This is a genomic window from Novosphingobium sp. AAP83, from assembly GCF_001295795.1.
Taxonomy (GTDB): domain Bacteria; phylum Pseudomonadota; class Alphaproteobacteria; order Sphingomonadales; family Sphingomonadaceae; genus Novosphingobium.
Genome location: NZ_LJHY01000039.1, coordinates 52,772 through 64,416, shown reverse-complemented (window position 1 = coordinate 64,416; position 11,645 = coordinate 52,772). Strand labels below are relative to the sequence as shown.

The following is an 11,645-nucleotide window of genomic DNA, read 5'->3' as shown; positions in this document are numbered from 1 at the left end:
CCCCTCCCGCAAGCGGGAGGGGGGAGTCAGATTTTATCGAAAGGCTGATTATGTCGTTCTTTCAATCTCTTGCTGCGGCGTTCAAAGGCGAGGCAGTGACGCCGCGTGCGCCTTTGGGGCGGAGTTTTGTGTCTCCCTGGATTGCGGCTTCGGATTGGCATGGCGAACCTGCGCGTGGACCGATCAATTATCCCGTGGCGATCCGTGAGGCCTATTTGAAGAACCCGGTGGCGCAGCGTGCTGTGCGGCTGGTGGCCGAGGGCATTGGCGGGGCGCCGGTTGTGGCATCGGACCCGGCGCTGCTGGCGCTGGTGAGCGAGACCAGCGCGGGCCAGCCGCTGCTGGAGACGCTGGCGGCGCATCTGATGCTGCACGGCAATGGCTATGTGCAGGTGTTGCGCGATGCGGACGGCAATCCGGTGGAGCTGTTTGCGCTGCGGCCCGAACGCGTGACAGTGCTGCCCGATGCGGGCGGCTGGCCTGCGGCGTTTGCCTATAAAGTGGGTGAAAAGGCGTTGCGGATCGAGGCGGTGGATGATTTCGGCCGGCCCAACCTGATCCATGTGAAGCACTTTCATCCCGTGGATGACCATTATGGTGCGGGCTGCCTGGAGGCGGCGGAAGAGGCGGTGGCGATCCACAATGCGGCGGCGCGGTGGAACCGTTCGTTGCTGGAAAACGCGGCGCGGCCATCAGGGGCGCTGGTCTATGATCCGGGCGATCCCGGCGCTTCGCTGACGCCCGACCAGTTTGACCGGATCAAGGCCGAATTGACCGCAGCCTATGGAGGCCAAGTGAATGCGGGGCGGCCCATGCTGCTGGAGGGGGGGCTGAAATGGCAGAGCCTTTCGCTGACGCCTGCGGACATGGATTTTGCCACGCTGAAAGCGGCGGCGGCGCGCGATATTGCGCTGGCATTTGGTGTGCCGCCGATGCTGCTGGGGATCCCGGGCGACAATACTTACGCCAATTACCGCGAGGCCAATCGGGCGCTGTGGCGGCTGACGCTGCTGCCGGTGGCGGGCAAGATTCTGGCGGCGATCGCCGAGGGCCTTGCTCCGTGGTTCCGCGAGGCGCGGTTGGGCGTGGATATGGACCGGGTACCGGCCCTGGCCGAGGACCGCGAAAGGTTGTGGGCGCAAGTATCGGCGGCGGAGTTTCTTTCCGCCGAAGAAAAGCGCGCAATGCTGGGGATCGAGCCATGAACCGCGAGGACATGCTGGCCCGTCTGGTGGCGCAGGCCGAGGACGAGGGCTGTGATCTGGTGACGCTGCGTGCGGTGGTCGAGGAAGCCTCTGATCTGGGCGCGGTGCGGGTGCTGGCGCGGATGGGGCTGGCCGATGACAACGCGCACAACGACATGGCCGAATTGCGCCAACTTCTGGGCGCGTGGCGCGATGCCAAGGCGAGCGCATGGAAAGCGGCGGTGGGCTGGGTGGTGCGTGTGGTTTTGGCGCTGCTGCTGTTTGCCATCGCGGTGCGGTTTGGATCGGGAGATCTGGTGCGATGAGAACGCTTTTGCCTGAGGTGCAAGCAGAGCCAATGCGCTTTGCCGGATATGCCGCGATTTTCCTCAAACGCGATAGTGGCGGCGATACGATTCTACCGGGTGCGTTCCGCGCCAGTTTGGATCAGCGCAAGGCCGAAGGATTGCGGTTACCGTTGTTGTGGCAGCACCGGCCCGATGAACAGATCGGCTGGATCGATGTGGTGAGCGAAGATGCACGCGGTTTGCGCGTAGTGGCTTCGATCACCGCAACGCAATCAGCGGCGGCGCGTGCGCTGAAGGACGGAGCCGTGGATGGCCTGTCGTTCGGATATCGCGTGCGGCAGGGCAAGGCGTTACCCGGCGGGCGCGAATTGCACGACTTGGACATTACCGAAGTGAGCCTGGTGACGCGGCCGATGCAGCCGCTTGCGCGGGTGCATTATCTGGAGCCTGTGGCGCTCTACGCCGCCTGATCTCCTTCACATCATCACAAACCGGAATTCCCCCACGGCTACCCCATGGGGTGGCTGTTTCATGCAGAAAGGACGTTGTGCCCCATGGATACTGTGAACTTTGAAACCAAGGCCGATGCGCTGAACGACTCGTTTAATATTGTCGAACGCCAGGAAGCGCAGGATGCCGCGCTGGCGACGCTGCGCAGCGATGTGGACGAAGTGAAAGGGCGGCTGGAAAAGGTCAGCCGCGCTGCTGCGCGTCCGTTGCTTGATGGGGCAGGGGTTGGTTCAGGGCCGGAAGTGAAGGGCTTTGTTGACGGCTATCTTCGTCATGGCCGCGAGACCGAGTTGAAATCGATGATGACGACCGTGGGCGCAGAAGGCGGGTTTGCGGTGCCGCGTGAGATCGACACGATCATTGCGCGCCGCATGGTGGAAATCAGCCCGATCCGCGCGGTTGCCAATGTGGTGAGGACCGGCACTTCGGGTTTCCGCCGGTTGATCTCTACCGGAGGCACGGCTTCGGGCTGGGTGAGCGAAACGGGCGCACGTCCCGAAACGGCAAACCCGCAACTGGCCGAGATCGTGCCGCCGATGGGCGAGCTTTATGCGAACCCTTCAGCCACACAGGCGATGCTGGATGATGCCGCGTTCGATCTGGAAGGCTGGCTGGCAAACGAGATTGCCACCGAATTTGCCCGTGCAGAAGGTGCCGCCTTCATCAACGGCACCGGCACCAACCAGCCACGCGGTTTCCTGAACGCGACGCCAAGTGTTGCCGGCGATGCGACGCGCGCGTTCGGTTCGTTGCAGTTCATCGGATCGGGCAATGCCACGGGCCTTGGCATGGCGCCTGAAGCGCGGCTGATCGATCTGGTGTGCCAGTTGAAGGCTCCGCTGCGGCAAGGTGCGGTGTGGGTGATGAATTCAACCACGCTGGCAGCAGTGCGCAAGTTGAAGACCGCTGATGGTGCATTCTTGTGGCAGCCGGGACTGGTCAATGGTCAACCTGATCGTTTGCTGGGTTATGCAGTGATCGAAGCAGAAGACATGCCCGATGTGGCGGCGGACCAGTTCCCGATTGCGTTTGGCAACTTCAAGGCCGGTTATCTGATCACGGAACGCCGCCAGACAAGCATCCTGCGCGATCCTTATACCAACAAGCCTTATGTCCAGTTCTATGCCACCCGCCGTGTGGGCGGGCAGGTGTTGGACAGCGATGCGATCAAGCTGCTGCGTATCGCGGCCTGATTATGCGCGCGGCCTGGCAACGGGCCGCGCGCCCTTTTCCCAAATCATTGACCGGAGATTGCCATGATGCGGGCAATTATCGCACCGCCTGCCTTGTCTTCGGCGGCGCTTAGCGAACTGAAGGCGTGGCTGGGCATATCCCGGTCTGCCGATGATGCCGAACTGGCGGCGCTGCTGCGCACGGCGTTGGAGATTTGCGAAGGCTTTATTGGCGCAATGCCGCTGCAATCGGGCTGCGAGGAAACCTTGAGCGCGAAAAGCGAATGGCAGGTGCTGTCTGCCCGGCCGGTGCGCGCGATGACCGCGCTGGCGGCGCTGGATATCGCAGGCGTGCGGACGGCGCTGGCGGCGGCGGATTACGAGTTTGATATTGATGCCGATGGCGTGGGCCGCGTGCGGTTGCGCAAGCCGATAAACCAGACGCGGGTGGTGGTTACATATTCTGCGGGATTGGCGGCGGATTGGAGCGGGCTTCCCGATGCGATCCGGCACGGCGTGATCCGGCTTTGTGCGCACCAGCACCGGGGCCGTGATGACGAGCGCAAGGCAGCGCCGGTGCCGCCTGCGGTGGTGGCCGCGCTGTGGCGACCTTGGCGGCGGATGCGCCTGGCATGATTACCGCCAGAGCAGCGACAGGCGCATTGGCGCGGCAATTGACCGCCAAGGCAGAGGCGCTGGCCAAGGCGCGGGCGGTGATCGCCGCGCGGGGCATGGATGCGCGCAAGTGGCGCAAGGCGAGCCTACTGTGGCCGCTTTTTGGAGAGGAATAGCGCGATGGAAATTCCTTTTCGGGCCGCGCTGATTGCGTGGCTTACCAGCGATGCAGCCTTGGCGGCGGCGCTGAATGCGGTGGTTGAGGAAGCGCCTTCGCGCACCGCGCTGCCGTGGCTGGCGCTGACCACCAGCGCGAGCACCAATTGGGGCACCAAGACGCTGGCAGGCCGCGAAGTGCGCGTGGCGCTGGAGCTGAACTTTCGCAGCGACGATCCGCTGGGCGGGGCATCGCTGGTGGCCGGGATCGAGGCGCGGGTGGAGAGCCTGCCGGCAGACCAATCGGCCAATGGCTTTCGCGTGGCCAGCATCGGTTTGCTGCGGGCACGTGCCGAGCAGCGTGGCGAGGCGGTGCGCGTGGTGGTGCTTGAATACCGGGCACGCATTTTAGCGGCCTGAAACCCTATTTACTTCAAGGAGATATGACCATGGCAGCCCAGAAGGGAAGTGCGTTTCTGTTGAAGATCAGCGATGGCGCAACCACGCCTACGTACAATACTGTGGCCGGTTTGCGGACCACGCAGATGTCTATCAACGGCGAATCCGTGGTGATCACGAGCAAGGATTCGGGTGGCTGGCGCGAACTGCTTTCGGGGGCGGGGACGCGTTCGGTGACGGTAAGCGCGGCGGGGATTTTCCTGGGCAGTGCCGCCGAGATGAGCATTCGCGGCAATGCGCTGGCGGGCACGATTGCCGACTATGAGCTTTCGTTTGAAGGCGGCGAGCGGATGCGCGGCAAGTTCCTTGTCCAGCGGTTGGATTACTCCGGAGATTTCAACGGCGAGCGTAATTACACGATGACGCTCGAAAGCTCTGGCCTAGTGGCGCAAGTCTGATGGCGGATGCTGCAAACCCCTTTCGCGGGGAGGCCGTGCTGGTGATCGGCGGGCAACCTTTGGTTTTGCGTCCGACGTTTGGCGCTCTGGTGGCCGCAGAGCAAGAGCTGGGGCCGCTGTTCGGGCTGGTCGAACGCGCGAGCGCGGGGCAATTGCGGTTGGCCGAGATGGTCGGACTGTTCTGGCATTGCTTGCGCGAGCGTGCCGAATTGGAGCGGGATGACTTTGCCGATGCCGTGACGCGCGAGGGGCTGGCGGCCTGCACGCCGCCGTTGCGCGCGCTAATCGTGCAAATCCTGAAAGGTGCAGGGTGAGCGAGGCCTTCGGGGCAAGCGTTGCGCGGCTGGGCGGCCAAGCGGCGCTGCTGCTGGGCTGGATGCCCGACGCGTTCTGGGCGGCGACGCCCGAGGAACTGGCCACGGTTTTAAGTGCGATGCGCCAGCCCGAGAGCGGGACGATGGACAAGCGCACCCTTGATAAGATGATGGAGGCAGACCGTGGCGGATGAACTCGACACGCTGATGATCGATGTGCGCGCCAATACATCGGGCTTTGCAGCTGATGTGGCGCAGATGCGCGGCAGCTTTGATTCGGTGCTGGTGGATGGCTTTGGCCGCGCGGGCGACACACTGGAGCGGGGCCTGCTGGGTGCGATCCGGCGCGGGTCGCTGGGGTTTGAGGACTTGCGGCGGGTGGCGCTGAATGTGCTGGGCGATATTGCGGCGCAGGCGGTGCAGGCGGGCATCGGATCGCTGGGCGGCGGTGCAAGCGCTGGCGGGGCGACACTGGGCCTGGGCAGTCTGATCGGATCGATCTTTGGCCTGCCTGGCCGCGCGACCGGTGGGCCGGTGGCGCCCGGGCGCGGCTATCTGGTGGGGGAACGCGGACCGGAGATGTTCGTGCCGACATCCGCCGGGCGGGTGGAGCCATCGCTGGGCGGCGGCAGGGGGCGGGACGTGAATGTTTCGATCAGGATCGTCAGCCCGCAAGGCAGCAACCAGCCCGAAAGCCTGCGCCGGTCTGGCCGCCAGGTGGCGCAAGCCGTGCGCCGCGCTCTCAACGATTTCTGAACAAGCGGAGAAGCCGATATGAGCCACTGGCTCGCCACGCGCCGCACGGTGCAGCAGACCGACACGATCCAGCGGTTCGATCCGCGATTCTGGACGGTCAATTTCCCGAGGCCCGCGATGGCTTCGGTTGTGACCACTGCGCCCGATGCCTTGCGCGTGGATACGGTGTTCCGGAAGGCTGACGACTTGATCGGGCTGATCTGGGAATCGGAGGACAAGTGGGACCACCCGCTGCTGGCCTATGAAACGAAGACCGATTATTCGCGGCTGACGCTGTCGTTTCGCTGGCGGTCAGGAGGCGTTTTGCCGCTGAATGCGGTGAACGGGCCGACGCTGACGATCGAGGGGCGCGATGCTGCGGGCAATGCGCGGGCGTGGTATGTGCGGTTGTGGAATTATGCGAGCGGGACGCCGACTGATGCGCAGATCACGCTGCCGTTTTCGGCGCTGGATGGCGGGTTCTTGCTGCCCGGCGAAGCGGACCGTGTGTATCCAGCGGACATTGACCGGCTGTTTATCTCGCTGGTGGCGCCCGGATATGGCGCAGGGGCGACGCCCTTTGCACAGTCGGTGACGGGGTGGGCAGAACTGACCGGAATCCGGTGCGAAGGCCACAAGCCCATGTTGGAAATTGGCGATGTTATGGTGCCGCCGCACGGGCTTTCGATGTGCACCGGCTATGACGATGCCTATAACCAGACGCCTGCGCGATTGCTGCGTGAGGTGCGCGGGCTGGGATATCGCGGGAGCATCAACCATTACATCGGGATGAGCCACTTTTTCGGCATGGTGCCCGATGGCGCGGGCGGCTTTGTAGTGGACCCGGCATTGCCTGCGTTCAATGGCGCTGCATTGCGTTGGCACCAAGCATTTTTGGCCGAGGCTGCGGCGATGGGCTTTACCGTGATTGCATCGCAATCATACGAGCTGTTGGCGCAACATTGCCCGGCTGCCTGGCAACAGCGGACGTGGGAGGGTGTTGCGGGGCTTACGGGGTGGTCGCCGCCATCGGCGCTGCTTTCGCCTGCGCATAGCGGCGCGATGGCTTGGGTGCGCAAGGTTGGCGTGGCGCTGGTCGGGCTATTGCTGGACGCTGGGTTGCCGGTGCGGCATCAGGTGGGAGAGCCGTGGTGGTGGGTGGCGGCCGAACGCAAGATTTGCATTTATGACGCTGCGGCGCGCGCCGCGTTTGGTGGTAGTCCGGTTAACATACCCGACCTTGGTGCCAATCTGAATGTCGCGCAGAAAGCGCTGCTGGACGCAGCCGGAGCGATGCTGGCGCAATCCACAGCGGATCTGGCGGCTGCGGTGAAGGCGGCAGCGGGTGCTGCGGGCGCAGAGACGCTGCTGCTGGCGTTTTTGCCGACGGTACTCGATCCGGTGACGCCTGAGGCGCTGCGGGCGAATTTGCCGGTGGGTTGGGCATCGCCTGCGTTCGATGTGCTGCAACTTGAAGATTATGACTGGGTGACCACCGGCAAGGATGCCTTGCGCACGGAGGCCCGCGTGATTGCCGAAGCGCGGCTGAATTACCCGCGCGAGCGGCAGCATTACTTGTCAGGTTTTGTGCTGGATGGCGCAAATGCGGCGGTGGAATGGCCGCGCATTGATGCGGCGGCAAGCGAGGCGGTAGCGTTGGGCGTGGCCGAGACGTTTGTCTGGGCGCTGCCGCAGGTCTCGCGCGATGGATATGTCCGGCTTCCTGAAACGAGCGGAGATGCGACGATGCAATCTTTTGATGATGTTCTGTTTCCGCTTGCGCTGGGCCGTGACGCTTCAGTGACGCCCGAGTTTTCGACCAATGTGACGATCACCGCATCGGGTTTTGAGCGGCGCAACAGCTTGTGGTCTGACGCGCGGCTGCGATTTGATGTGGGGCCGGGGGTGCGGTCTGAAGCGGAACTGGGCGAGCTGATCGGCTTTTTCCGGGCGCGGCGCGGGCAAGCGCGCGGGTTCCGCTTGCGCGACCCATCGGACTTCAGTTCGAACGGGATGACCGGCACACCGACGCCTGTGGATCAGGTGATCGGCATGGGGGATGGCGGGGTGGCGCGGTTCGAACTGGTCAAACTTTATGGCGATGACGATGACGCGCAGCGGCGGCGGATCACGCGTCCGCGCGGTGGCACCGTGCGCGTAAGCGTGAACGGGGTGGAGACGGGGGGCTTTGTAATTGAGCCGTTGGGGGTGATTGCTTTGGCGAGCGCGCCTGCTGCTGGTGCGGTGGTGCGGGCAGGGTTCCTGTTTGATGTGCCGGTGCGCTTTGCCGAGGACAGGCTCGATATATCGGGTGCGGAGTTTGCAGCGGGTGAAGCGCCGAGCGTGCCTCTGGTCGAACTGCGAGAAGACGCATGAGCCGGACTTGGTTTGCAAGCGCGCTGGAAACGGTGGCGGTGTGGTGGCGGATTGAACGGCGCGATGGCGTGGCGTTGGGGCTGACCGGGCATGACCGCGATCTGGTGTTCGCCGGGCTGCGGCATCGCACCGCGCCAGGCATGGTGCCTTCCGCCGTTCGGCGCACAGCGACGTTCGAGCCGGATTCCGCCGAAGTGCAGGGCGCATTGAGCCATGATGCGATTGGCGAGACGGATCTGACCGCGGGCCGGTTTGACGGCGCGCGGGTTTCGATGGGGCTGGTCGATTGGGAGACGCTGGAGGCGCAGACGCTGTTTTGCGGTACGATCGGGTCGGTCGGGCGCGAGGGCGAGACCTTTTCAGCGGAACTGCAATCGATCAAGCAGGCACTGGCGCGGCAACTGGTGCCGCGCACTTCGCCGACGTGCCGCGCCGAGTTTTGCGGGGATGGCTGTGCGCTTTCGGGCGTCCGGTTTAGGCATAGCGCGCAGTTGGCGCAGGTTTCGGCAGATCGCCAATGGGTGAAGCTGGCGGGCGTCGCCGATGCGGCGGACTATGCTTTTGGCTGGCTGAGGCCGGTGGATGGCCCTGATGCTGGCATCGTGATGCGTGTGCAATCGGCGCAAGATGACTGGCTGGTGCTGGAACGGCCTCTGGCAGTTGGCGCGGCGGCGGGTCTGCGCGTGATTGTGCGCGAAGGGTGTGATCACACGATTGGTACATGCGCGGACAGGTTCGGTAATGGCGCGAACTTTCAGGGTGAACCGTTCCTGCCGGGCAACGATTTGCTGACCCGCTATCCGGCGTCGCAGTGATGGACGCGGCATTGGCTGAAGCGGCTCTGCGCCTCGTTGGCACGCGGTTCCGGTTGCATGGGCGTTTGCCTGAAACCGGGCTTGATTGTGTGGGGTTGGTAGCAGCGGCGATGCGGGGGGCGGGATATGCTCCCCAAGCGCCACTGGGGTATTCGCTGCGCAATGTCTCGGTGACGCACTGGCTGGGCCATGCCGAACAGAGCGGGCTTATCCGCGCAGATGCGGACGGTGATGTTGTGCTGTGCATGGCAAATCCCGTGCAGCCGCATTTGCTGATCGCGGCACCGGGCGGGTTTGTTCACGCCCATGCAGGGCTGGGCCGGGTGACGTTTCTGCCATCCCCTCTGCCATGGCCCGTCACCTTCCAATGGCATCTGGCAGACAAGGATCATTAATCGTCATGGCTACGCTTATTCTTTCCGCTGTCGGGACTGTGTTTGGCGGACCACTGGGCGGCGCGCTGGGGGCGTTGATTGGTCGGCAGGTTGATTCGGCGGTTATTGGTGGCCGCAAGATCGAGGGGCCGCGACTGAAAGAATTGTCAGTCCAGACGTCGAGCTATGGTTCGGCCCTGCCGCTGCATTTCGGACGCATTCGCGCATCGGGAACAGTGATCTGGGCAACCGAACTGGTGGAGCGGCGCGAGAAGTCGGGCGGCGGCAAGGGGCGGCCCTCGGTCACGAACTTCAGCTATTCGGCATCGTTTGCGGTGGCGGTGGCCAGCAGGCCGATTGCCGGGATCGGACGCATTTGGGCCGATGGCAATCTGCTGCGAGGAGAAGCAGGCGATCTGAAGGTTGGCGGGCAGTTGCGGGTCTATACCGGGCATGGCGATCAACCGGTCGATCCGCTGCTGGCGCAGGCTGAAGGGATGGCGCGCAATCCTGCCTATCGCGGGCTGGCCTATGTGGTGTTCGAGGATTTGGAACTTGCCGACTTTGGCAACCGCATTCCCTCTTTGACGCTGGAAGTGATTGCCGACAATGGCGCAGTGTCGTTTGCCGAGGTGATCCGCGAGATGCTGCCCGAGGCCAAGACGGGTGATCTGGCGCAAACCCCGGTTTCGGGCTTCACAATTGATCAGGGTGCCGTGGGCGACGTGCTGGCGACATTGGCGGATGTGACGCCGATGGCCTGTGCGGTGAAGGATGATGCCCTGTCATTTAGCCTGGCCGAGGCCGTGCCGAGCGTAGGTCTGCCAGTATTGCCACCTCCAGCGGCGGGCGGAGATTCTGCCGAAGATGCGCGGGCGGATGGCTGGTCGCGCAGGCGCGATGCACTGCCTTCTGTACGGCAATGCGCAGTGCGTTACTATGATATCACGCGCGATTATCAGCCGGGCATGCAACGCAGCATTGGCCGGAGCGGGCCGGGTGATGTGTCGATCATCGAGCTGCCAGCGGCGCTGACTGCGGCAGAGGCAAGGGTGCTGGCCGATAAGGCAGCACAGCGCCTGACGCAGGCGCGCGATACCTTGCGATACCGGATAAGCGAGATCGATCCGGCGATCGGGCCCGGGGCGATGGTGCGCACGCCAGTTGCCGACGGGGTTTGGCGTATCGATCAATGGGAGTGGCAATCCGATGGCGTGATGCTTGATCTGACGGCAGTGCCTGCATCATCGCCAACATCCAGCACGGCGGATTCAGGTCGGGCGAATCACCCGGCGGATCTGGTGCCAAGCCCAACAGAATTGGTTGCATTTGAAATACCGTGGGATGGTGTTGGTGATGGAACAAGTCCGGCAATTCGGGTGGCCGCCACGGCGTTAACAGGCGGTTGGGCGGGCGCGGCACTGTTTGCCCGCCGTCCGGATGACACGATGGAGGCGCTGGGTTCTACAGGAAAAAGACGTGCCATCGCGGGTGTGGCGCTCAATGCTTTGGCGAATGCTTCACCCCTTTTGTTTGATGCTGCCAGTTCTGTGGAAGTGGAATTGGCATCGCCGGATTTCGCGCTGGATGGCGTCAACTGGACACAGCTCATGCAAGGGGCGAACAAGGCTGTTCTGGGCCGGGAGATCATTCAATTTGCAGCCGCCGAATCAATCAGCGCAGGCGTATGGCGGCTGTCGGGCATCTTGCGAGGACGCGGAGGAACGGAATTTGCAACCAGCCTCCATCAGCCCGGCGAGCTGTTTGCATTGCTTGATGATAGTCTCGTTGCGCTTGATTCCGCGGTCATCGGCGATTCGGCCGCTAACGATATAGTCGCAATCGGGCGGGGTGATACAGATCCCGTCGCCTGCCCGATCATCAACGCGGGACTGACTTTGCGTCCGCTGGCGCCGGTGCATGGCCGCGCTACGTTGACATCGGACGGAGGTCTTGCGGTCAACTGGATCCGCCGTGGCCGCGGTGCGTGGTCGTGGCTGGACGAGGTCGATACGCCGTTGAATGAGGCCACAGAGCTTTGGGAAATCGGTTTCGGCCCGGAGCAAAGTCCATCTCTGCTCTGGCAAACGGCATCGCCGGTCCTGGTGATCGCGCCAACGATGCTTTCCGAATTGCGCGCCGGTTCTGCGGGGCATGGCTTTGTGATTCGCCAGGTAGGCCGCCAGTCGAGATCGTTGCCTTTGCTCGTCGATTTGCCAGCGTAGATCC

15 protein-coding genes are annotated in these 11,645 nt (G+C 63.6%); all 15 read left to right on the top strand.

Annotated features, from left to right (window positions below; all coding sequences use genetic code 11):
* The first annotated feature begins 50 nt into the window (after nucleotides 1-50).
* The 15 genes from IP81_RS16175 (at nucleotide 51) to IP81_RS16110 (ending at nucleotide 11,641) form a co-directional block, all read left to right on the top strand.
* On the top strand, nucleotides 51-1,205 hold the full coding sequence (locus tag IP81_RS16175; protein WP_054109048.1) for a phage portal protein: 1,155 nt from the start codon (nucleotides 51-53) through the stop codon (nucleotides 1,203-1,205).
* Nucleotides 1,202-1,510 (top strand): DUF6127 family protein, encoded by a 309-nt coding sequence (locus IP81_RS16170; RefSeq protein WP_054109047.1) that lies wholly within the window; start codon nucleotides 1,202-1,204, stop codon nucleotides 1,508-1,510. Before IP81_RS16175 ends, IP81_RS16170 begins: the two co-directional genes overlap by 4 nt.
* Complete coding sequence (locus IP81_RS16165; protein ID WP_082356238.1) at nucleotides 1,507-1,962, top strand: HK97 family phage prohead protease; 456 nt, start codon at nucleotides 1,507-1,509, stop codon at nucleotides 1,960-1,962. The genes IP81_RS16170 and IP81_RS16165 overlap by 4 nt, the downstream gene beginning before the upstream one ends.
* An 84-nt stretch (nucleotides 1,963-2,046) precedes the next feature.
* Nucleotides 2,047-3,195 (top strand): phage major capsid protein, encoded by a 1,149-nt coding sequence (locus IP81_RS16160; protein WP_054109045.1) that lies wholly within the window; start codon nucleotides 2,047-2,049, stop codon nucleotides 3,193-3,195.
* Between the two features lie 63 nt (nucleotides 3,196-3,258).
* Nucleotides 3,259-3,810: a hypothetical protein gene (locus IP81_RS16155; RefSeq protein ID WP_054109044.1), complete on the top strand. Its 552-nt coding sequence runs from the start codon at nucleotides 3,259-3,261 to the stop codon at nucleotides 3,808-3,810.
* Nucleotides 3,807-3,965, top strand: a complete 159-nt coding sequence (locus tag IP81_RS20550; protein WP_157573308.1) for a hypothetical protein — start codon at nucleotides 3,807-3,809, stop codon at nucleotides 3,963-3,965. The genes IP81_RS16155 and IP81_RS20550 overlap by 4 nt, the downstream gene beginning before the upstream one ends.
* 4 nt (nucleotides 3,966-3,969) lie before the next feature.
* A complete protein-coding gene (locus IP81_RS16150) occupies nucleotides 3,970-4,365 on the top strand; it encodes a DUF3168 domain-containing protein (protein WP_054109043.1) in 396 nt (131 codons plus the stop codon).
* Nucleotides 4,366-4,394: 29 nt separating this feature from the next.
* Complete coding sequence (locus IP81_RS16145; RefSeq protein ID WP_054109052.1) at nucleotides 4,395-4,802, top strand: phage major tail protein, TP901-1 family; 408 nt, start codon at nucleotides 4,395-4,397, stop codon at nucleotides 4,800-4,802.
* Entirely contained in the window at nucleotides 4,802-5,116 is a 315-nt protein-coding gene (locus IP81_RS16140; RefSeq protein ID WP_054109042.1) for a gene transfer agent family protein, read from the top strand. The genes IP81_RS16145 and IP81_RS16140 overlap by 1 nt, the downstream gene beginning before the upstream one ends.
* Nucleotides 5,113-5,310, top strand: a complete 198-nt coding sequence (locus IP81_RS16135; RefSeq protein WP_054109041.1) for a phage tail assembly chaperone — start codon at nucleotides 5,113-5,115, stop codon at nucleotides 5,308-5,310. Before IP81_RS16140 ends, IP81_RS16135 begins: the two co-directional genes overlap by 4 nt.
* On the top strand, nucleotides 5,300-5,872 hold the full coding sequence (locus IP81_RS16130) for a hypothetical protein (protein ID WP_054109040.1): 573 nt from the start codon (nucleotides 5,300-5,302) through the stop codon (nucleotides 5,870-5,872). Before IP81_RS16135 ends, IP81_RS16130 begins: the two co-directional genes overlap by 11 nt.
* An 18-nt stretch (nucleotides 5,873-5,890) precedes the next feature.
* Complete coding sequence (locus IP81_RS16125; RefSeq protein ID WP_054109039.1) at nucleotides 5,891-8,227, top strand: DUF2460 domain-containing protein; 2,337 nt, start codon at nucleotides 5,891-5,893, stop codon at nucleotides 8,225-8,227.
* Nucleotides 8,224-9,042 (top strand): DUF2163 domain-containing protein, encoded by an 819-nt coding sequence (locus IP81_RS16120; RefSeq protein ID WP_054109038.1) that lies wholly within the window; start codon nucleotides 8,224-8,226, stop codon nucleotides 9,040-9,042. Before IP81_RS16125 ends, IP81_RS16120 begins: the two co-directional genes overlap by 4 nt.
* Nucleotides 9,042-9,437 carry a hypothetical protein gene (locus IP81_RS16115; protein WP_054109037.1) on the top strand — a complete coding sequence of 132 codons (396 nt, stop codon included), beginning with the start codon at nucleotides 9,042-9,044 and terminating at the stop codon, nucleotides 9,435-9,437. Before IP81_RS16120 ends, IP81_RS16115 begins: the two co-directional genes overlap by 1 nt.
* A 5-nt stretch (nucleotides 9,438-9,442) precedes the next feature.
* Nucleotides 9,443-11,641, top strand: coding sequence for a phage tail protein (locus tag IP81_RS16110; RefSeq protein WP_197274670.1), 2,199 nt, complete (start codon nucleotides 9,443-9,445; stop codon nucleotides 11,639-11,641).
* Nucleotides 11,642-11,645 lie beyond the last annotated feature (4 nt).

Coding starts and splice junctions, on each gene's coding strand:
- IP81_RS16175 (WP_054109048.1), top strand. CDS start 51: ATGTCGTTCTTTCAATCTCTTGCTGCGGCGTTCAAAGGCGAGGCAGTG.
- IP81_RS16170 (WP_054109047.1), top strand. CDS start 1,202: ATGAACCGCGAGGACATGCTGGCCCGTCTGGTGGCGCAGGCCGAGGAC.
- IP81_RS16165 (WP_082356238.1), top strand. CDS start 1,507: ATGAGAACGCTTTTGCCTGAGGTGCAAGCAGAGCCAATGCGCTTTGCC.
- IP81_RS16160 (WP_054109045.1), top strand. CDS start 2,047: ATGGATACTGTGAACTTTGAAACCAAGGCCGATGCGCTGAACGACTCG.
- IP81_RS16155 (WP_054109044.1), top strand. CDS start 3,259: ATGATGCGGGCAATTATCGCACCGCCTGCCTTGTCTTCGGCGGCGCTT.
- IP81_RS20550 (WP_157573308.1), top strand. CDS start 3,807: ATGATTACCGCCAGAGCAGCGACAGGCGCATTGGCGCGGCAATTGACC.
- IP81_RS16150 (WP_054109043.1), top strand. CDS start 3,970: ATGGAAATTCCTTTTCGGGCCGCGCTGATTGCGTGGCTTACCAGCGAT.
- IP81_RS16145 (WP_054109052.1), top strand. CDS start 4,395: ATGGCAGCCCAGAAGGGAAGTGCGTTTCTGTTGAAGATCAGCGATGGC.
- IP81_RS16140 (WP_054109042.1), top strand. CDS start 4,802: ATGGCGGATGCTGCAAACCCCTTTCGCGGGGAGGCCGTGCTGGTGATC.
- IP81_RS16125 (WP_054109039.1), top strand. CDS start 5,891: ATGAGCCACTGGCTCGCCACGCGCCGCACGGTGCAGCAGACCGACACG.
- IP81_RS16120 (WP_054109038.1), top strand. CDS start 8,224: ATGAGCCGGACTTGGTTTGCAAGCGCGCTGGAAACGGTGGCGGTGTGG.
- IP81_RS16115 (WP_054109037.1), top strand. CDS start 9,042: ATGGACGCGGCATTGGCTGAAGCGGCTCTGCGCCTCGTTGGCACGCGG.
- IP81_RS16110 (WP_197274670.1), top strand. CDS start 9,443: ATGGCTACGCTTATTCTTTCCGCTGTCGGGACTGTGTTTGGCGGACCA.